Source organism: Kiloniella sp., assembly GCF_048270245.1.
Classification (GTDB): Bacteria; Pseudomonadota; Alphaproteobacteria; order Kiloniellales; family Kiloniellaceae; genus Kiloniella.
This window is the reverse complement of the sequence record NZ_JBLWTH010000004.1, coordinates 176,502-194,749: the sequence shown is the minus strand read 5'-3', so window position 1 is coordinate 194,749 and position 18,248 is coordinate 176,502. Positions and strand designations below refer to the sequence as shown.

18 protein-coding genes and 2 pseudogenes are annotated in these 18,248 nt (G+C 45.5%); 12 read left to right on the top strand and 8 right to left on the bottom strand.

The features are described 5' to 3' along the window. Nucleotides 1–223 precede the first annotated feature (223 nt). From ACN0W5_RS11155 to ACN0W5_RS11135, 5 genes are all read left to right on the top strand, one after another. Entirely contained in the window at nt 224–1,333 is a 1,110-nt protein-coding gene (locus ACN0W5_RS11155) for a Ppx/GppA phosphatase family protein (protein ID WP_417454194.1), read from the top strand. 296 nt (nt 1,334–1,629) lie between these two features. Then, a complete protein-coding gene (locus ACN0W5_RS11150) occupies nt 1,630–2,340 on the top strand; it encodes an RlmE family RNA methyltransferase (RefSeq protein ID WP_299373398.1) in 711 nt (236 codons plus the stop codon). 240 nt (nt 2,341–2,580) lie between these two features. Further along, on the top strand, nt 2,581–4,044 hold the full coding sequence (gene guaB, locus ACN0W5_RS11145) for an IMP dehydrogenase (RefSeq protein ID WP_417454193.1): 1,464 nt from the start codon (nt 2,581–2,583) through the stop codon (nt 4,042–4,044). A gap of 174 nt (nt 4,045–4,218) precedes the next feature. After that, entirely contained in the window at nt 4,219–4,986 is a 768-nt protein-coding gene (locus ACN0W5_RS11140; RefSeq protein ID WP_417454192.1) for an outer membrane protein, read from the top strand. Between the two features lie 96 nt (nt 4,987–5,082). Next, nucleotides 5,083–6,384, top strand: coding sequence for an RsmB/NOP family class I SAM-dependent RNA methyltransferase (locus ACN0W5_RS11135; RefSeq protein WP_417454191.1), 1,302 nt, complete (start codon nt 5,083–5,085; stop codon nt 6,382–6,384). 169 nt (nt 6,385–6,553) lie between these two features. Here ACN0W5_RS11135 and ACN0W5_RS11130 read toward each other — a convergent pair whose 3' ends face one another. Then, nucleotides 6,554–6,943: a type II toxin-antitoxin system HicB family antitoxin gene (locus ACN0W5_RS11130; RefSeq protein ID WP_417454190.1), complete on the bottom strand. Its 390-nt coding sequence runs from the start codon at nt 6,941–6,943 to the stop codon at nt 6,554–6,556. Between the two features lie 87 nt (nt 6,944–7,030). Further along, nucleotides 7,031–7,219: a type II toxin-antitoxin system HicA family toxin gene (locus ACN0W5_RS11125; protein WP_417454189.1), complete on the bottom strand. Its 189-nt coding sequence runs from the start codon at nt 7,217–7,219 to the stop codon at nt 7,031–7,033. Nucleotides 7,220–7,518: 299 nt separating this feature from the next. Here ACN0W5_RS11125 and ACN0W5_RS11120 point away from each other — a divergent pair, with 299 nt between their 5' ends. From ACN0W5_RS11120 to ACN0W5_RS11110, 3 genes and pseudogenes are all read left to right on the top strand, one after another. Next, on the top strand, nt 7,519–8,328 hold the full coding sequence (locus ACN0W5_RS11120) for a TSUP family transporter (RefSeq protein WP_417454188.1): 810 nt from the start codon (nt 7,519–7,521) through the stop codon (nt 8,326–8,328). Between the two features lie 206 nt (nt 8,329–8,534). Then, on the top strand, nt 8,535–10,088 hold the full coding sequence (gene guaA / locus ACN0W5_RS11115; protein ID WP_417454187.1) for a glutamine-hydrolyzing GMP synthase: 1,554 nt from the start codon (nt 8,535–8,537) through the stop codon (nt 10,086–10,088). Nucleotides 10,089–10,398: 310 nt separating this feature from the next. Further along, nucleotides 10,399–10,520, top strand: a pseudogene (locus tag ACN0W5_RS11110) (integrase); the annotation flags it as partial. 165 nt (nt 10,521–10,685) lie between these two features. Here the strand turns inward: ACN0W5_RS11110 and ACN0W5_RS11105 are convergent. Beyond that, nucleotides 10,686–11,726 carry a permease gene (locus ACN0W5_RS11105; RefSeq protein WP_417454186.1) on the bottom strand — a complete coding sequence of 347 codons (1,041 nt, stop codon included), beginning with the start codon at nt 11,724–11,726 and terminating at the stop codon, nt 10,686–10,688. 273 nt (nt 11,727–11,999) lie between these two features. Here ACN0W5_RS11105 and ACN0W5_RS11100 point away from each other — a divergent pair, with 273 nt between their 5' ends. Continuing rightward, nucleotides 12,000–12,407 carry an ArsR/SmtB family transcription factor gene (locus ACN0W5_RS11100; protein ID WP_417454185.1) on the top strand — a complete coding sequence of 136 codons (408 nt, stop codon included), beginning with the start codon at nt 12,000–12,002 and terminating at the stop codon, nt 12,405–12,407. A 327-nt stretch (nt 12,408–12,734) separates the two neighbouring features. Then, nucleotides 12,735–12,928 (top strand): annotated as a pseudogene (locus ACN0W5_RS11095) (proline--tRNA ligase); the annotation flags it as partial. Nucleotides 12,929–13,434: 506 nt separating this feature from the next. On the opposite strand, the gene ACN0W5_RS11090 reads toward ACN0W5_RS11095, so the two are convergent. Next, nucleotides 13,435–13,770, bottom strand: coding sequence for an ArsR/SmtB family transcription factor (locus ACN0W5_RS11090; RefSeq protein ID WP_417454184.1), 336 nt, complete (start codon nt 13,768–13,770; stop codon nt 13,435–13,437). Nucleotides 13,771–13,925: 155 nt separating this feature from the next. On the opposite strand from ACN0W5_RS11090, the gene ACN0W5_RS11085 reads away from it, so the two are divergent. Continuing rightward, on the top strand, nt 13,926–14,132 hold the full coding sequence (locus ACN0W5_RS11085; RefSeq protein WP_417454183.1) for a SlyX family protein: 207 nt from the start codon (nt 13,926–13,928) through the stop codon (nt 14,130–14,132). A gap of 38 nt (nt 14,133–14,170) precedes the next feature. Here the strand turns inward: ACN0W5_RS11085 and ACN0W5_RS11080 are convergent, their stop codons facing one another. The 3 genes from ACN0W5_RS11080 to ACN0W5_RS11070 all read right to left on the bottom strand — a co-directional run bounded on the left by ACN0W5_RS11080 (nt 14,171) and on the right by ACN0W5_RS11070 (nt 16,186). Next, a complete protein-coding gene (locus tag ACN0W5_RS11080) occupies nt 14,171–14,602 on the bottom strand; it encodes a GNAT family N-acetyltransferase (RefSeq protein ID WP_417454182.1) in 432 nt (143 codons plus the stop codon). Nucleotides 14,603–14,664: 62 nt separating this feature from the next. Next, nucleotides 14,665–15,696: a diguanylate cyclase gene (locus ACN0W5_RS11075; RefSeq protein WP_417454181.1), complete on the bottom strand. Its 1,032-nt coding sequence runs from the start codon at nt 15,694–15,696 to the stop codon at nt 14,665–14,667. Nucleotides 15,697–15,847: 151 nt separating this feature from the next. Then, entirely contained in the window at nt 15,848–16,186 is a 339-nt protein-coding gene (locus ACN0W5_RS11070) for a DUF2794 domain-containing protein (RefSeq protein ID WP_417454180.1), read from the bottom strand. A 211-nt stretch (nt 16,187–16,397) separates the two neighbouring features. Between ACN0W5_RS11070 and ACN0W5_RS11065 the strand changes: the two genes are divergently transcribed. Next, the gene (locus tag ACN0W5_RS11065; RefSeq protein WP_417454179.1) at nt 16,398–17,657 is read left to right on the top strand and encodes an NAD(P)/FAD-dependent oxidoreductase; all 1,260 of its coding nucleotides are present in this window, start codon (nt 16,398–16,400) and stop codon (nt 17,655–17,657) included. Between the two features lie 12 nt (nt 17,658–17,669). Here the strand turns inward: ACN0W5_RS11065 and ACN0W5_RS11060 are convergent, their stop codons facing one another. Further along, entirely contained in the window at nt 17,670–18,047 is a 378-nt protein-coding gene (locus tag ACN0W5_RS11060; RefSeq protein WP_417454178.1) for a hypothetical protein, read from the bottom strand. Nucleotides 18,048–18,248 lie beyond the last annotated feature (201 nt).

Genomic DNA, 18,248 nt, shown 5'->3' with positions numbered 1-18,248 from the left:
CCGAGCATTTACTGTGTGCCAGATATGCTGATAACGGTGACTTGCGGGGGTTCATATAGTCCCTTGGCTCAGATCTTACAACACATTTTTGCGTCCAGTGATGTTTTTTTGCTTTTGGGGCATTTTTAGGGTCTTGGTGGTGAATAGATGTTGATTTTTCCCCCTTTGAATTCGTAAGAAGGGAGTACCGGATTATTGTCCGGTTGTTTCAGGAGCAGAATTTTTGACGGTTACTTCGCAGGCCCGTAAAAAAGCCTCGTCTAAAAAGACGGCAAAACGGGCGGACAATAACGTTTACGCCGCGATAGATTTGGGGACAAATAACTGTCGCCTGTTGATCGCGCGCGCCAGCCGTAAAAATTTTCGTGTTCTTGATACCTTTTCCCGCATCGTTCGCTTGGGCGAGGGGCTAAGTCAAACAGGTAAGTTATCTGAAGAAGCCATGGGGCGGACGCTGGCTGCACTTAAGATTTGCAACAGTAAACTTAAACGACGGGGCGTGACAAAACTGCGTTGTGTCGCGACCGAGGCCTGTCGCCGCGCGGCAAACGGGGATGACTTTATCAAACGGGTCAAGCAAGAAACCGGGCTAGATCTGGAAATCATCGATAATTCGGAAGAAGCATCGCTGGCTATTATGGGGTGTGCGCCTTTGCTAAACCCTGACCTGCCCGAAGCTCTAATCTTTGATATTGGCGGGGGCAGTACCGAAGTCAGCTGGATTCGTCTGGGGGATAAAGAATCCTCGCCAGATGAAAAGAACGTGCCAGATAATGCGAAAGCGACGGCACCTAAACCAGATGTGCCCAAACCTGTTATGCCGACCCCAATTATGCCAAGTCCCATCATGGAAGACTGGTATTCGGTTTCCAAAGGGGTTGTGACCCTTGCCGAGAAATACGGTGGCCGGGATATTACGGCGGAAATTTATCAACAGATGGTTCAGGAAATCTATGATGACTTCCTGATCTTTGAGAAAAAACACGGTTTTGCGCAACGGGTCCGCGATGGAAAGTTGCAGCTATTGGGAACATCGGGCACGGTGACGACGCTTGTTGGGGTGTATAAAAAGCTGCCACGTTATGACCGTAATCGGGTTGATGGCACCTTGATCAATTGTGATACCGCCATTGGCCTTTGCCACAAGATTGCCAGCATGACCTATGCACAACGGGTGGCGAACCCCTGTATCGGCAGTCAGCGCGCCGATTTGGTGGTTGCGGGCTGCGCTATTTTTGAAGCCTTGGCCAAGCTTTGGCCTGTTGCGCAACTACGCGTCGCCGATAGAGGTCTGCGCGAAGGTATTCTCTATAAGTTGATTAGCGAAGGTTAAGCCCTTTCGGTTCTATTGGGGGATGGTGCGTTCGGGACGTCTCTTCCTCGGGCCGTCTTTTAACAGAATATCTTCTATTCTTTATTTTAAGATCAAATTGATACTCTGGATTTTAAGGTCAAACAGATACTCTGGGCCTTGTTGTGTGATAATTTTATTTCTGGGCTGGTGATGAGACATTTGAGATTTTATCAGTCCTGATGTATAGCCCTGTTAAGAAATAGAACACCAATAAGTCTGGTGTGTCGTATACTATTGTCTTTTGATCCTGTGATCATGTGTCAGAAAGCGGAAGAATGAGCTCTTCAGGTAAATCCAAAAAAGGTGGCTCGCGCCCAAGCAGTAACCCTTCGGGGCGGGGACTGAAAGTCCGTGTGAAAACTGCGGCTCGGCGCTCGAACTCTTCTGCGCGCTGGTTGAACCGTCAACTCAACGATCCCTATGTTCAAGAAGCCAAAAAGCGCGGCTATCGGGGACGGGCAGCCTTTAAGATTGCTCAGATCGACGACAAGTTTAAAATTTTCAAAAAGAATTCCCGCATTGTCGATTTGGGATGCGCCCCAGGGGGCTGGTGTCAGGTCGCTGTTGAGCGTTGTGGACCCGGCGCGCATATCGTGGGTATGGATCTTCAGGAGGTCGAGCCGATTGCCGGGGTTGTTCTACTGCAGGGCGACTTTATGGATGACGATGCGCCTGCACGTCTTAAGGCTGAACTGAACGGGCCTGCCGATATTGTTCTGTCGGATATGGCGGCGGCGGCAACGGGCCATCCTCAGACGGATCACCTGCGGATTATGGGTCTGATGGAAACGGCCCTGATGTTTGCTGAAGAAGTTCTGGTTCCCGGCGGAAGTTTTATCGGCAAGGTCCTACAGGGTGGGGCGCAGGCCGAGTTGTTGAAGTTAGTGAAAACCAAATTTAAAAGCGTGCGCCATTTCAAACCAGATTCCAGCCGGAAAGACTCCTCGGAAATGTTTTTGGTTGCGACAGGTTTTAAGGAAAAATAAGATCACTAATGAGGCTTAAAGTAAGCGTATGAAAGCCCTGAATAATTGAAAATTCAGGGCTTTTTGTTGTTCTGCTTTTTGAGGCCTTAGCCCTGCATATAAAATAATTGAAATGTCATCTTTTAATCACTTGGCTTTAAGTCGCTTCTGTGTAGAATGCGGCGTCAATCGGATTTAGCCACTATGGTGTGGCGCCCATACGGGAAACTAGGTTTCCCCGCGTCTAAGGGATAGATTGACATGCACATCCGCGAAGCCCTCACATTTGATGATGTTCTGCTCCAGCCTGCAGAATCCTCTGTTCTTCCCGCTCAGGCAGATACGCGCACAAAGCTGACTGCTTCTCTCGAACTGAATATCCCGTTGCTTTCTTCTGCGATGGATACGGTCACCGAAAGCCGTCTGGCAATCGCAATGGCCCAGTTTGGTGGTATCGGCGTTATTCACAAGAACCTTTCTATCGAAGAACAGGCCAGTGAAGTTCGCAAAGTTAAAAAGTTTGAATCCGGCATGGTTGCCGATCCGCTGACATTCCCGCCAAGCGCGACATTGGCTGATATCCTCCGTCTTCAGGAAAGTGTCAGCTTTTCCTGCTTCCCGGTTGTCGAAGACAAAACTGGCAAGCTTGTTGGTATTATTACAAACCGTGACATGCGCTTTGCCCAAGATCCCAATCAGCCTATTTCAGAGCTGATGACCAGGGATAACCTTATTACAGTTAAGGAGGGCATTACCGGCGACGAAGCGAAACGTTTGCTGCACCAACACCGTATTGAGAAGCTTTTGGTCGTTGATGACAACTATCGCTGTATCGGCCTGATCACCGTTAAAGATATCGACAAAGCGGCCAAGCATCCGATTGCCTGTAAAGACGAACATGGTCGCTTGCGTGCCGCGGCGGCTACAGGTGTTGGCGAAGAAGGTTTCTCTCGTGCTGAGGCTTTGATTGACGCGGGTGTTGATCTTTTGGTTATTGATACGGCCCACGGTCATTCCCGCGGTGTGATCAACGCTGTTGAGCTGATCAAGAAAACCTATCCGACAACACAGGTTGTTGCGGGTAACGTTGCCACCGCCGAAGCAACGCGCGCCCTAATTGGCGCAGGTGCCGATGCGGTGAAGGTCGGAATCGGTCCGGGATCTATCTGTACAACCCGTATCGTTGCCGGTGTTGGTGTCCCTCAGCTAACGGCGATTATGGATGCGGTCGAAGTTGCGAACAAAAGCAACGTCGGCATTATTGCGGATGGCGGTATCAAGAACTCTGGCGATATTGCCAAGGCAATTGCTGCCGGGGCACGTGCGGTTATGGTTGGCTCGCTTCTTGGTGGTACAGATGAAAGCCCGGGGGAAGTTTTCCTTTATCAGGGGCGTTCTTATAAATCTTACCGCGGTATGGGATCTGTTGGTGCCATGGCGCGCGGATCTGCGGATCGTTACTTCCAGGATGATGTCAAAGACAACCTGAAACTGGTTCCAGAAGGTATCGAAGGGCGTGTACCATACAAAGGTCAGGCAAGTGCCATTGTTCACCAGTTGGTTGGTGGTCTGAAAGCATCCATGGGATATACGGGCTCTCCGACAATTGATCACATGCGTGAGAATTGCGTTTTCTGTAAAATTACAAATGCTGGACTGCGCGAAAGTCATGTCCATGATGTGACGATTACCCGCGAAGCCCCGAACTATCGCAGCGGTGGTTAAGGGTGCAGACATCAGGTAATACTGAGTTTCAATAGTTTAAAAGGGTGTCTCTTAGTATGAGCGCCCTTTTGCATGTAATATACGTTTTCTCAAAACGACTTATATTTTAATTTACTATATAAGTTTTAGATATATTGTTGGATCTAAGGCTATTTTTAGTGTGGAAAATTTCGAATGTTCTCTGTTATCCGATTCTTTATTCTTGGGGCTACTGTTACCACTGTTTTTACTTTAAACGCTTTTGCTGGTGATCTCAAACAGCCTCATAGCTGGGAAGGCTTGCACGTTGGGTTTTCAATCGGTGGTGCTTACGGCAATGCTGATTCTAATTATGATGTGATTGATGAGGGAGCTTATTTTGTGCCAGGTGATCCCGAACAGTTAGGTGGTTTGTTCAATCGAAAAATTGATGGTCAAAGCCTTACGGGCGCATTTATCGCGGGATATGATTTTCAAAGGGATAATATAACCTATGGAATTGAAACCGACCTGACCGTAATGGACTTTTCTGAGACTGAGGGGGTGAGGGATGTTGCTTATGATACTCAACCTGGAACTCTTTTTAATCAACAAAACAAAATAGAATCTAAGTTTATGCTTAGCCTTAGACCTAAAGTCGGTTATGCGATGGGGAAGGCGTTGTTTCATTTTTCTGCAGGCCCCTCTATAGGTAAGTTTAAATATAGCTCGCAATTTTCTGATGGTAATGGCGCTACGACCTCGTTTAGTGATTCAAAGATTGCTCTGGGGCTTTCTTCCGGCTTGGGTGTGAACTATATGGTTGGTGATGGTTGGTCTTTACGCGGCGATTACCTATTTAGCTATTTTCCTGACATCGTAGATGGCAAGAGTGCACTTAGTAATGACGCACAAAATGGCTTTAAATACGATGCAGATTTTCAATCTCATAATCTTCGTTTTGGATTAACCAAGCGCTTTTAAGTAATTGATTATAAAAATAATCGAGTGATTTTTGTTTCTGGGTGTTTGATTGCTGGCAAACTGAGACGTTATTGCTAATTAAAACTTGGATGATCTATGAGACCTTCTGGCCGTATTCAAACTTCAATCGAACTTCTGACAGAAGTTATGGACTCATCCCTGCCTATGGATCGGGTGGTCAACAGTTACCTGCGGGCGCGGCGGTTTATTGGCTCCAAAGATCGCAAGGATATATCTGCACGGGTTTACGGTGTGATCAGATCCAAATGCCGACTTGATTGGTGGACGATCAAATCAGGTCTTGGGGACGGGTGCCGTTCATTGGTTCTATCCTACGCGACTTTGGTCGAGGGATTGAAAGCTTCTGAACTGGATGAAATCTGTGACGGCGGGGATTACAGCCCGCGTGCTCTCAGCGAATTTGAAAACGAAGCTTTGGCAACACTACAGGGACAAGAACTTAACCATCCGGATATGCCCGCAGCGGTTCAGGGGGAACTGTCGGATTGGCTCTATGCTTTGTTTGAAAAACAGTTTGGTGTCGAAGGCGCCAAGGTCCAAGCTGCTGGTTTGCAAGCTCAGGCCAGCCTTGATTTGCGGGCTAACTTGCTAAAAGGTGGACTAGATCAGGCAATTGAACTGCTCGGCAAAGATAATGTCGAAGGGGTTGCGACGGCGTTTTCCCCTTGGGGCATTCGGGTTCAGGGACGAACAGCCCTTGGAAACTGCAAAGCTTTTCGCGATGGCTTGGTTGAAGTTCAGGACGAAGGGTCACAGCTGATCGCCTTATTGTGCGACGTGACACCGGGACAGTCTGTGCTTGATCTCTGCGCGGGTGCCGGGGGCAAATCTCTTGCCTTGGGCGTGTTGCTGCAAAACGACGGCGAGTTGGTAGCAATGGATATTGACCCCCGCCGACTTCAACGAGCTGAGCCACGGGTTGAAAAGGCCGGAATTGAAAACATCCGCTATGCAACGCTGAACAAAGATAATCTGAAAAAGATGTCTGCAAAAGGTTTTGACCGCGTGTTGGTGGATGCCCCCTGTTCTGGAAGCGGGACATGGCGACGCCAACCAGATGCACGTTTGCGGATCACATCTGGTAAGTTTGTAAATTACAAGGAAATGCAAACCAAAGTACTGGAACAGGGGGCTTCTTGTGTAAAAGTTGGTGGTCGACTGATCTATGCGACCTGTTCTGTCCTTGATGACGAAAACACGGATCAAATAGACGCTTTCCTTGCAAAACATCCAAACTATCAACGCGTGCCTGTCAGCGAAATCTGGAAAGAACAAGGCATGAAACCCTGTGCCTTTATCGACCAAACAATGAAAGTATCTCCCGCGCAACACAGCCTTGATGGCTTCTTCTGCGCGGTATTGGAAAGACAGTCGTAAGTGGGAATGGCAGTTGGACTGCTGTTGGATCACTACAGAATACAGGTTAAGTGCAAGGGCAAGCCATTAGCTAAAATGGTACAGGTATGAACTTTTTACTTGGAATCGTAAAAGAAAAACCCCCGGCACCTGTTGGGGTGCCGGGGGCTGTTTAGAAAAACAGGCCGGGTTAAACGGCGCGAAGTTTTTCCTGTGCAGCTTCTGCCAGAAAGGCGCTGCGGTTTTTGGAAACGGCGTCGATGCGGGACAGCAGTCCTTCGTCAAGCATCACGTTCACCCGTTTCGGTTTGCCCGGCATGGTTACTTCAACCAAAGTAACCAGAAGGGAGTATTTTTTATCTTCGTCATCAATACTTTCGATATCGCTCGGTTCCGGGATTTGATCACCATCATCATTCATCACGGTGATGTGCCCGGAAAGAGCCAGTTTCGCCATTTCAAAGGCTTCGGGAATATCCTTCCCGGCGCTTACGCATCCGGGAAAATCGGGGAATGTAACCCCGTAATCACTACCGGGCTGCTTATCAATCAGCGCAGGGTAATATCTTTTTTGAGTCAATGTCGTACGCTTTCCTTTGTTTGTAATGAATTCTCACATTTCACACTTTTAACCGCGCCGGTTGGGTTGGCTTGGTCAGCCCCCGTATTAACGGAGGCTGAGGCCAGATTGTCGTTCTATGGATTTCAGTACCAAGATCGACAGATCCCGCGTTGGGTGGGGGACCGTTACCTTTCCCTTTTTGGTAGAATGTTTGAAGTGGTAGTGGTCGCCTTTTGTGTTGATGTGGTGCCAGCCATCCTTCTTTAGAAGTTTGATGACTTGCCTAGAATTCATGTAGTTAATCCTCAATTAGTTTCGATAGAGTTACCTTTACACACTGGTACACATCCGTCAATGTATTCGTGTGTGGTGGTGTGTATTTTGACGGAATTGATTTTTCAGAAGTAGGAGGAGATAAATGCCTAGGCGACCATAATGGAGTTATGGAGGCATAAAATAACCAAAACAATTTGTGCGCTTACAATTCTGATTAAATAATATCTTTTGCTGCATTAGCTGGGAAAGCTTGTTAGGACTAGATCCTGTTTCCCCGATTTTATTTTTCGTCTTCCTTCTTCCGACAGGTCACCAGAATGGATTTCTTTTCTCCCGAGCTTCTTGCTCTGATGTTTGCTGCGGGTCTTTTCGCAGGCTTTGTTGATGCCATTGCCGGGGGCGGGGGGCTGATTACGCTGCCTGTCCTGTTGACTGTTGGGCTGTCGCCGGTTCAAGCCATTGCAACAAACAAGTTACAGGGATCTTTTGGAACCTTTTCTGCGACGCTTAGTTTTATCCGCAAAGGCCATCTGGATATCAAGGCATGGATACTGCCGATTGTCCTGACCTTTATCGGGGCGGCATCTGGTGTGATTGTTCTACGGTCGGTTGATAGCAGCTTTCTGGTCAATGCCATTCCCTTTTTGCTGATTGCAATTGCGATCTATTTCCTGTTTCAACGCAAGCTGGGGGATGAAGATCGTCATCAACGGATCAGTCGTAATGTCTTTGCTTTTCTTTTTGGGACTGGCATTGGCTTTTACGATGGTTTTTTCGGTCCCGGCACGGGATCGTTCTTCACCTTGGCCATAGTGACACTACTTGGGTACAACATTCTCAAAGCCACCGCGCATGCGAAGCTGTTAAACTTCACCAGTAACTTTGCCTCGCTGTTGTTTTTCGTCCTTGGTGACAGTCTGGTGTGGTCTGTTGGTTTGATCATGGCCTGTGGATCCGTGATCGGTGGTTATCTTGGCGCGCAGATGACCATGAAGCACGGCGCGCGGATTATTCGGCCGCTTTTGGTCGTGACGTCGATTCTTATGACCGTAAAGCTAATCTACTCAAACCCGGATCATATTCTCGGACGCTGGATAGTTTCGTTTTTGGATGTTTTTCTTTCGTAGCTCAAAAAATGGCGACGAAAAGAGAAACGCGATCTTTATGACTTACTGTAAAAAGAGCCTCAAACAGGTAAAAGAGCTGTTTCTGTCTTTGACATTTGTTGCACTTTCCGGCAGGTAAGGGGCGTGAAATTGAACGTGCCCTGGATACCTTTGATTGGATTTGCCAATGATGGTGTCGGGCTTATTGCGGAGCATGAGTTCCATCCATGACTGATCGTATTCTCATTATTGATTTCGGGTCACAGGTTACCCAGCTGATTGCACGTCGTGTGCGTGAAAGCGGTGTCTATTCCGAAATTCATCCCTTTAATGCCGTTGATGATGCCTTTTTGGAAAGCTATGCACCAAAAGCCATCATCCTTTCCGGTGGTCCTGCCTCTGTAACTTGGGATGACGCCCCGTCTGCACCGACAAAGGTGTTTGAAATGGGCGTGCCTGTGTTGGGAATTTGTTATGGTCAGCAGACCATGATGGAACAGCTTGGCGGTAAAGTTGAAACTTCTGACCATCAGGAATTTGGCCGGGCGATTATCGATATTACTGAAGACTGTGCCCTTTTTCATGGTGTATGGGGTGTTGGTACCCAAGAACAGGTGTGGATGAGCCACGGCGACCGTGTCGGTAAGCTGGCACCGGGCTTTAGGGTTGTTGCGACCTCTGAGGGCGCGCCTTATGCTGCTGTCGCCAACGATGACAAAAAGTTTTACGCGGTTCAGTTCCACCCGGAAGTTTATCACACGCCCCATGGTGCACAGCTTTTGAAGAACTTCACCCACGGTGTTGCGGGCTGTACCGGCGACTGGACAATGGCTGCCTTTAAAGATCAAAAGGTAGAGGCCATTCGCGAACAGGTTGGCGACGGGAAAGTTATCTGTGGTCTTTCTGGTGGTGTAGACAGTTCTGTTGTTGCGGTTCTTTTGCACGAAGCCATTGGTGAGCAGCTGACTTGCGTCTTCGTTGATACCGGCTTTATGCGGATGGGCGAAGCCGAGCAGGTGGTTACTCTGTTTAAAGATCACTACAATATTGAGTTGGTCCACGTGAATGCCGCTGATCGTTTCTTTGCGGCCCTTGGGGATGAGTTTGATCCGGAGAAAAAACGTAAAACTATTGGCGGTCTCTTCATTGATGTTTTCGAGGAAGAAGCCAATAAAATTGGCGGCGCAGATTTCCTTGCGCAGGGAACGCTCTACCCGGATGTGATCGAATCAGTTTCTTTCACTGGCGGACCTAGTGTCACCATCAAGTCTCACCACAATGTTGGCGGTTTGCCCGAACGCATGAACATGAAGCTGGTTGAGCCGCTCAGAGAGCTTTTCAAGGATGAGGTTCGTGGCTTGGGCCGTGAACTTGGTTTACCGGATAGCTTTGTTGATCGTCATCCCTTCCCGGGACCTGGTCTTGCAATCCGTATCCCAGGACAGCCGTTAACGCCTGAAAAGTGCGATATCCTGCGTAAAGCTGATGCGATCTATCTTGAAGAAATTCGCAAAGCAGGCCTCTATAATGAGATTTGGCAGGCTTTTGCTGTGTTGCTTCCGGTGCGCACCGTTGGTGTGATGGGGGATGCACGGACTTACGATTTTGTCTGCGCTCTGCGAGCTGTGACCTCCACCGACGGGATGACCGCGGATTATTACCACTTTGACCACGAGTTCCTTGGGCGGGTGACAAACCGCATCATCAATGAAGTTCGTGGAATTAACCGGGTGGTCTATGACTGCACGTCAAAGCCACCAGGAACTATTGAGTGGGAATGATCACACGTCAGGCACTAGCTGGTGCTAACTGGCATTAAGACACGCTTAAGGAATTGTTTTAATGTGATTTTGTCTATTTTGAGGCTGGCAGTGTTTGGCAACTGATGGCAGCGGGAAGCATGGCTTGAGCGTGGTATCCAAGGTGGTATTATCGACACATGATACCATGAGTGATAGCCGGTACCATGCTGCTTGATCGTGTGTGTTCATGATGTCAAAATTATTTAACTGACTGTTTTTATTGAAATTATAGCCTTTATTTTTTGATGATCTTTCAGCATGGTATCGGAATCGAAGAAGGATAAGACTCTTGCTGACCGATACCAAGCTGCGAACCTCAAGCCGAGGGATAAGCTCTACAAAGGGAATGGCCGGGATGGCCTCTATGTGTCTGTCACCCTTGCCGGTTTCGTCTTATTCCGTTTCAAATACTTCAAACTGGAGTCTGTATAGCTGACATAATCTCTAAAGTTATCTGTGAGTGTAAGGGAATAGCACCACATAAAAGAAAGTTGATTTTCATATTCACACCTAATTCAATGAGTTTTTTTAATTATGCAAAAAAGCCTACGACAGTGCTCGTAGGCTTTATGCCTTCTAAATTGTTTTAAATAACATGCCGCCTAGGATCGCAGTTAGTATAATTATGGAAACAAATGCGACGACAGCTTTAGGTTTTAATACAGATGAGACTAATGCTATTTCAGGCAGGCTTGCCCCCGTACCGCCAATAATGAGAGCCATAGCAGGTCCAAGTCCCATACCTTTTAGGATCAGCACCTGTAGCAATGGGATGGCCATCTCAATACGCAAGTAAAGAGGAACCCCAATAGTCGCCGCGATGAGAATAGCGCTAAAGCTATCTCCGCCAACGTACTTTTCAATAAACTCGGCGGGCAAATAAGCTGCCGAAATACCGCTGATTAGAGCTCCTATTAAGACATAGGGAACAATTTTTTTAAACAATGCCAGTGCAAAATTGAGAGCATTGTTGACCTTAGATGGTTCAATTTTTTTTGTCTCTAATGCTGCGTTAGATGCGCCCTCAGTATTAATCGCACCGCAGGAATCCATGCTTCCAATTGTACTTCCACATTGACTCATTGCTGGAGCAGGGGACGCACTACAGCTAGGTTGGGCTTTGCTGCTATCTATTTCGCTTCCACGCTTAATTTCGTTTCTCCAAGGAGTTTTAGTAATAAACCATCCTCCAATTACCGCAGCAGAGAAAGTAAGAGCCAAGTATATCGATGTTACTTTTAAACCAAATACTGCATATATCATTGCTAAGACAATGAAATTGCATAAAGGTGCGGATATTAAGAAGCTTAAAATAGTGCCGAGGGAAACTCCCATTGTTGCCATTCCCATAGAAACAGGTACTACAGACGCGCTGCAGAATGGCGTTAGCATTCCAAAGGACGTGCCGAGTAAGGGCCCCCACTTTTCATGCTTAGTTAATTTTTTTTGTAGTTTATCCTGTGGAATATACTCACGCATAAACCCGGTCAGGATTGATACCGCTGCTATAACAAGAACCAGTCCACTACCGACATGAACAAACTCATTCAGAGCGACTGTAAGTTGATCTGTATTCAAAATAACACCTCGTGCTTGTGTGATCTCAATGAGTGACATGTCATAATCACAAATGCGCGATTGTGCAAGTGTGCTTGCAAGTTTTTTTTCGACATGGCATAGTTAACCAGAGGCAACTTAGAAGTAAGCTAAATGACTTGAAAAATATGATCTAACTTTGTCTCAAGTCATTTAGCTTGTTGATAGAGATGGTTGTTTGGGTAAATTTGCGTGGCGATGAGGCATCTATGATGTCTCGTTGAGGTGGTTCATATATCGTTTTTAAGACGGTACTGGCCGCTGACTTTAACAAAAAATATGGATATGTGACAAATGGATGATCGGTATATTGATGGATTGAAGGCGCTATCAGACCCTAATAGGCTGCGATTGTTTTGGCTGTTGGTTCATGTAGACCAACGTGTAACTGTTGCCGAGGCCATGGACGTTACTCAAGATACGCAATACAACGTTTCAAGAAACTTAAAAATGTTGTTTAAGGCAGGCTTACTAACACAAGAGAAACAGGGGAAATGGGTACTTTACACTTTGGCTGATCAAAAGCTTGCTCATTGTAAATTACTTGTTGACTCGGTACGGGAGCTACCTAAGGAGCTGTTCAAGGAAGAACTTCAACGTTGCTTCATACGTTTGTCCATGCGAGTAAACGGGGAGTGTGTAATTGGGGCTAATAGTGACGAGTTCAATACTGCGATACAAAAAATCCGTCAATCTCTTTAGTCAACAGCGCTCATATGAAAGAGTTTGTGGTGTATTAATTGCTGTGCCATGTCAGGTATAAATCGATCAGGTGGCTATACTTGCGACAGACCCGAATGCTTTATTTGAGTTTTCACTAATAGCCTTGTGTGAATAAGTTCAGGCTGTAGCCCATAGCGAGATTTTCAACTACTTCGATTTTTAGTAGCTCCGGCTATTTGATTTCAGCTCTGTTATAGAAGTTGGGCATGCCTTAGCTCATGCTATAGCCGCAACCCTTAAGTTTGATGAAGTGATGCTCCTTTGGTCACTGTTGCTTTCTTTTTTCACTACTGTCGGGTGCCATGAATGCGAACTAGTAACTACCTCCTTTCTACTCTAAAAGAGACTCCAAACTATGCTGAAACAATCAGTCACCAACTTATGGTGCGTGCGGGAATGATACGCAAGCTAGCATCAGGTTATACACGTGGCTACCTACTGGACTGAGAGTGCTGCGCAAAGTTGGAAAAATTGTTCGCGAGGAAATGAACGATGCTGGTGAAGTTAATTCCAGTGTAGTGGCACTGGTCATTCGCGGTGATCATGAGTTGAACAAGGTTAAAGCTGAAAAGCTTGTTGAAGTGGCGTGCCCATTGGAAATGGCAGAGGGAGCTGAAATAAAGGCTCTAGTCGTTGCAGATCCCGGGTTTTTTGGGGCCCGTTAACCTCGCAGTTCCCTTCATTGTATACCGCGTAGCGTTGCAGCAATGAGCGATTTTGCAGCGGGAGTTAATGCCCGTGGGAAGCACTACTTAGAAGCCAACTGGAATTTTGATTCAATTTAAGCATTTTTGGGGGAGCTACACGAGCACCCACACCCTTTTTGGCCTTGTTCTTTGGCAACTTCATCCGCTTTACAACAGGCATCTGTGTTGTTTAATGGCGATCCACCACAACATTTTTGATTGTTGGCCATTGTTGTTTTTGATCTGTCTGTTTTTCTCTCCACTGGTTTCTCCTTAACATTTAGGTGGTTGAAGATAGTATATCTGACAATCGAGATCATTTAGCTGCATGTAAGTGAAGCATCGATTTCGCAGTCCGCATTATCTTGAGAAGAGTCGATACAACACTCGCAAACGAGGTAATCGACCAGCTGCTGTACAGAGGCGTAGTTGGCACGGCAAATCAGGGTTGTCGCCTGCCTTTCCTGAGTGATGAGGTCCGCAATCATTAGTGTTTTTAAATGATGCGACAGGGTTGAACCGGGTATTCCCAGTTTGTCTTGTAAAGCCCCGACAGATAGCCCTTCTTTTCCTGCACGAATGAGGGCCCGGTATATATCTAACCTTTTGGGCTTACCCAAAGCTTCCATTTGTGATGCGGCAGTTTCGATATTCATTTTTAGCACTCTTTTTTTCGATTATGGGTATATTAAACTATATTTCTAGAATTATCAAAATAAAGTTTAATATACCATTTGCACAAAGGCTATTTAAATAGCTACAAAAGCAAGATGATGGTTTGGGGTAGAGTTCAAAGTAGAAAGCACACAAAATGGCTGAGTTAGATGATCGTATGAATGTTCTCGAAGGTTATATCGCTGAGCAGGATAAAACCATACAAGAGCTCAGCGATGTGCTGGCAGAGCAATGGCAGGTTATTGAAAAGCTGACCAAACGACTTGAACGTTCAGAACGGGTTATTGAGGAAATTGTCAGTGGCCAAGATGATAATGTAGGGCCCGTTGGTTATGTATCCTGATAGAGATTGTTTATCCAATAAAGAAACTTTGGCTCGGATTAAGCCGGAGAAATTTCTTGTAAATATGAGCGTGAATAAAAGTTATCCCATTCTTCTGAATGAGTAAGCTCGAAACCGTGTTTTATGTAAAAACTATTGGCCTTGCTTTCTTTTAATGCACAGAGTTTCAGGGGAAGTTTTTTACTCCAAGATATTTTAATTATTCTGTTCATAATGCTTGATCCGACACCACTACCTTGTGTGGCGGGATCTATATAAAGATGATCGAGCCAGAGGTAATTCTCTCTCGCCAAAAGAACATAAAATCCGATAATTTCGTTACTCTGTAGAACAAGTGTTGTTTTATCTGAGGCGAATTTACTCGCAAAGCGTTCACGTGCGCGCTCAGGATCGAACCGTCCGATATTCTCCAAACTCTCTCTCATTGCTGCGATACGAATTGAAATGAGCTTTTCCAAGTCTGTAGACATAGCTGTTTTGAAGGAGAGTGGCATCATAAGATATTTATATAGCTAATCAGGGATTGTGAGTTTTAGGAAATTTCTTGTATCACACGGTTACGACCCTGATCTTTTGCTCTGTAGAGTGCTTCGTCTGCACGTTGGATAAATCCTTCGAGGGATTCGCCCTTAACGTATTTTGAAACGCCAACCGAAAGGGTGATTCTGCCAAATTCCTGACCCGTTTTTTTATTTCGTAAAACTTGTTTGGCGATTTTTTCCCGGATCTGATTAGCAAGACTTGTGGCATCGTGAAGGCTTGTGTTTGGTAGGATGCACGTAAACTCTTCCCCTCCGTACCGGGCGGGAGTGTCCTGCCCCTTTACGACGCTTTTTAATTGGCGGGCAACAACTCTCAGGACTTCATCACCAACTCTGTGACCGAAGGTGTCGTTAAACTTCTTAAAAAGATCGATGTCCATCAGAAGTAAGCAAAGGTCGGAATTTTCTTCGTTTGCTTTTTTTGCCTCTGCATTCAAATTTGTATCAAAAAGCTTTCGATTTCCAATTTGGGTCAGTGCATCGGTTAAGGCTTCCGTTCTGACTTTTTCCAGGTTTTCCTGAAGCGTATCGATTTCACTTGATGATTTTTGTAGCTGGCTTTGAAGAATTTTATTCTTCTCTGTAATTTCGGCAGTTTCGCGCACGATTTCTTTTACAAAATTCTGTAAGGACGATGCGTTGTCTTCTCCGGCCATATCATCGGCAATGCTTGTAATCTTTTCACCATAGATCGCGTTGTCACTGCCTGCTTCGCTGATCTGCTGGATAACCTGGGCCAACGTATCTTGTATTCTTTCTCCTGCTTCTTGCAGGTGAACGCCATGGGTTGTGTCGGCGAGATAAAACCGCTGATACAGTTCATTACAAGTTTCTGGAGTAAACTGCTTTTCGTCTTGAATGATTTTATCGACGGCAATTTTGAGATCAGTATTTTTACCACTGACATAATCATACCAGATGGTATAGTTCGGTGGGGTAGAGGGGATACCTCTTTGTTCCATAATAGTGATAGCTTTCTCTGCGTAAGCTTGTGCATTTGTGAAACTATCGGCAACCAGCATTTACAGTTTTTCCTTAAAGCTTATATTCTTTATTAAATTTAATTCACAGGACTGACGTCTGCCTTGATTGAGGCATTAAATTAATCAGATCTGTTTTGGCGACAGAAATATTTTTAATGCTTATACTTATTTATAGAATCTCAGGCGTTAATCAGTAGCTAACAGGATGAAGAATTTTATTAAAAACTTCGAGGGCTTCGGGTAAGTTTCGGGTTTTTTTTAATTTTTTATGTCCATTAAACACCGTATATTCTTCATAACGATTTTTGTGTCCCATAGACTTTACGACAGCAAACAAGGGGGTTTCATGTGCATGTCTGAAGATGGAGAAAACGGCGGAATCCTCTAACATATCAATGGCATAGTCCCGCCATTCTCCTTTGGCGACCCTTTGGCTGTAAACTGATAACAGTTGCCCTAATTCTTGTTTGTTAAAGGTGATTTGTTGAGAGGTTTTCTTCCCCTTGTTCAGGTAGTAAACAGTGGTCATTCAGCACCCTTTATGTAGTGAATTCCATTCTTATAGGTTGGCTGATTTTTATGAGAAGGTCCATACCTAATAGCCGAAGCATTTCGGGGCGATAAGCCTGAATGATATCTGGCAAAGATGTTGATCTATTCAGATTTTATCCTGATATTGATTTAGCTTCTGGTTAATTGACCAGGTCTGAATTGTCATTGCGTATTTTGTAGAGAGTTGTATGTCTAATCCTAGAGAAATAAAGAAATATGATGTTGCCGTAATCGGTGGCGGTATGGTTGGCATTTCATCTGCTCTATGGTTGCAAAAGAGTGGGTATTCCGTATGCGTTATTGACCGCTGTTCCCCCGGTAATAGTACGGCCAGTGGCAGTGCATGTACCTTTGCGGATTATGCCTGCATACCAATTAATTCTCCGTCATTGCCATTTAAAGTTCCTGCCATGGTTCTGAGCAAGAATAGTCCTTTTGCAGTAAAGTGGAATTATATTTATCGGATGTTTCCTTGGCTTAGCCAGTTTATATCCCATTGTCGGCCAAAAGAAGTTACCCGCATTATTGATGCTTTGGCGGTACTGCTTTCGAAAGCTGAAAGTGGTCTGATGCCCTTAATAGAAGACGCCGGTGCGAAAGATCTTATTCAACGGCACGGCTGTCTTTATTTATATAATACTGAAAAGGGCTATAGAGCTGCAAATTCAGATATTTTAGCCAGGCAAGAACGAGGTGTGTCCCTTCGTGAAGTCGAGGCCGGTGAAATATATGAACTGGAACCAAGCCTGACGAACATATTTTACAAGGGAGTGTTTTTTGATAAATCGTTTCAGTTTTTGTATCCAGGGAAATTGATTGAGCGATTGACAGAGCACTTTGTTAGTCAAGGAGGGGCCATTTTTCTGGAGAATGTTAAAAAACTCGAAAGTTCTGGTGATCAAAACGTGCGCGTTCAGTGCGAAAATGCGGAGTTTCTCGTTCAAAAAAGTGTTGTCGCGGCAGGTGCGTATTCACTGGACTTACTTCCTTCTCTTGTTGGCAAAATGCCATTGGATACAGAACGTGGTTATCACGTTATGCTCAGTGCACAGAACACGTCTCTTAGCCGTCCTGTCGGGTGGGCGGAAAAAGGGTTTTATATGACACCATTGAGCGATCAGGTACGTATAGCGGGTACTGTCGAACTTGGTGGGTTGCAAAATAAATATACTGAAAGCTTGATGAATTATTTGGAAAGAACGGCTAAAACAGCATTACCAGATTTGGGTGAACGTCAGAGTGAATGGCTGGGGTTTCGGCCATCAATGCCAGATGCGTTACCTGTGATTGGTCCTTCCCCACAAAACAGGAACATCATCCTCGCTTTTGGACACCAGCATGTAGGATTAACACTAGGTGGGATTACAGGAAAAGTAGTTTCTTCAATAGTCGAAGGAAAGAAGCCATCTTTTGATCTTTCCTCCTATAGCCCAAAGCGGTTTGTCTAATCACTTAGCGGGTTAATTCCCTGATGCTACGTTTGATGGTGGTGTTTGTTTACTATGGTATATCGTTGTTTGTGAGCTTGCTTCCTGGTAGGGGCTTTCATAGCAGGTCACGCCACCAATATTACGATAACAGTACAAATTTTCGTAACCAGAATTCGCCAGCCCATTTTCCATCTGTTCGTCTCTACAATAGGGCTCACCTTTTGACGAATAGACAATGGAACAATCTTTAGCCATTGCCCAGCTAACAAAATGGTCTGTTATGGTTTTATCTGTATGGACAAGTGTCCCAACGCTGGCCGCGGCTGTTACGGGGTCCGTTAAGCTACATCCGGCTAATGATGTTGCCGCGGTGATACTTATCAATAATGCACTTAAGAGACGTTTCATAATTTTGCCTAGTTTAAAGCCGATCATTAGGTCGGTGATATACCTATTTGCTAAGTTTACGGCATCTTCGTAAATAAATTATTAGGAAATTAGGCGATGATCTTCGATCGTGTACCTTCTTATTTGATGATTGCGATTGTTGTAAGAGTAAAGTTTCTATATAAAGTTCAACGAATTTCGAGTGATGACTGATTAGTAGCG

What these genes read in the sequence shown, in the direction of transcription:
- ACN0W5_RS11150 (WP_299373398.1), top strand. Translation starts at nt 1,630, where the DNA reads ATGAGCTCTTCAGGTAAATCCAAAAAAGGTGGCTCGCGCCCAAGCAGT.
- guaB (WP_417454193.1), top strand. Translation starts at nt 2,581, where the DNA reads ATGCACATCCGCGAAGCCCTCACATTTGATGATGTTCTGCTCCAGCCT.
- ACN0W5_RS11140 (WP_417454192.1), top strand. Translation starts at nt 4,219, where the DNA reads ATGTTCTCTGTTATCCGATTCTTTATTCTTGGGGCTACTGTTACCACT.
- ACN0W5_RS11135 (WP_417454191.1), top strand. Translation starts at nt 5,083, where the DNA reads ATGAGACCTTCTGGCCGTATTCAAACTTCAATCGAACTTCTGACAGAA.
- ACN0W5_RS11125 (WP_417454189.1), bottom strand. Translation starts at nt 7,219, where the DNA reads ATGAATTCTAGGCAAGTCATCAAACTTCTAAAGAAGGATGGCTGGCAC.
- ACN0W5_RS11120 (WP_417454188.1), top strand. Translation starts at nt 7,519, where the DNA reads ATGGATTTCTTTTCTCCCGAGCTTCTTGCTCTGATGTTTGCTGCGGGT.
- guaA (WP_417454187.1), top strand. Translation starts at nt 8,535, where the DNA reads ATGACTGATCGTATTCTCATTATTGATTTCGGGTCACAGGTTACCCAG.
- ACN0W5_RS11105 (WP_417454186.1), bottom strand. Translation starts at nt 11,726, where the DNA reads ATGTCACTCATTGAGATCACACAAGCACGAGGTGTTATTTTGAATACA.
- ACN0W5_RS11100 (WP_417454185.1), top strand. Translation starts at nt 12,000, where the DNA reads ATGGATGATCGGTATATTGATGGATTGAAGGCGCTATCAGACCCTAAT.
- ACN0W5_RS11090 (WP_417454184.1), bottom strand. Translation starts at nt 13,770, where the DNA reads ATGAATATCGAAACTGCCGCATCACAAATGGAAGCTTTGGGTAAGCCC.
- ACN0W5_RS11085 (WP_417454183.1), top strand. Translation starts at nt 13,926, where the DNA reads ATGGCTGAGTTAGATGATCGTATGAATGTTCTCGAAGGTTATATCGCT.
- ACN0W5_RS11080 (WP_417454182.1), bottom strand. Translation starts at nt 14,602, where the DNA reads ATGTCTACAGACTTGGAAAAGCTCATTTCAATTCGTATCGCAGCAATG.
- ACN0W5_RS11075 (WP_417454181.1), bottom strand. Translation starts at nt 15,696, where the DNA reads ATGCTGGTTGCCGATAGTTTCACAAATGCACAAGCTTACGCAGAGAAA.
- ACN0W5_RS11070 (WP_417454180.1), bottom strand. Translation starts at nt 16,186, where the DNA reads ATGACCACTGTTTACTACCTGAACAAGGGGAAGAAAACCTCTCAACAA.
- ACN0W5_RS11065 (WP_417454179.1), top strand. Translation starts at nt 16,398, where the DNA reads ATGTCTAATCCTAGAGAAATAAAGAAATATGATGTTGCCGTAATCGGT.
- ACN0W5_RS11060 (WP_417454178.1), bottom strand. Translation starts at nt 18,047, where the DNA reads ATGAAACGTCTCTTAAGTGCATTATTGATAAGTATCACCGCGGCAACA.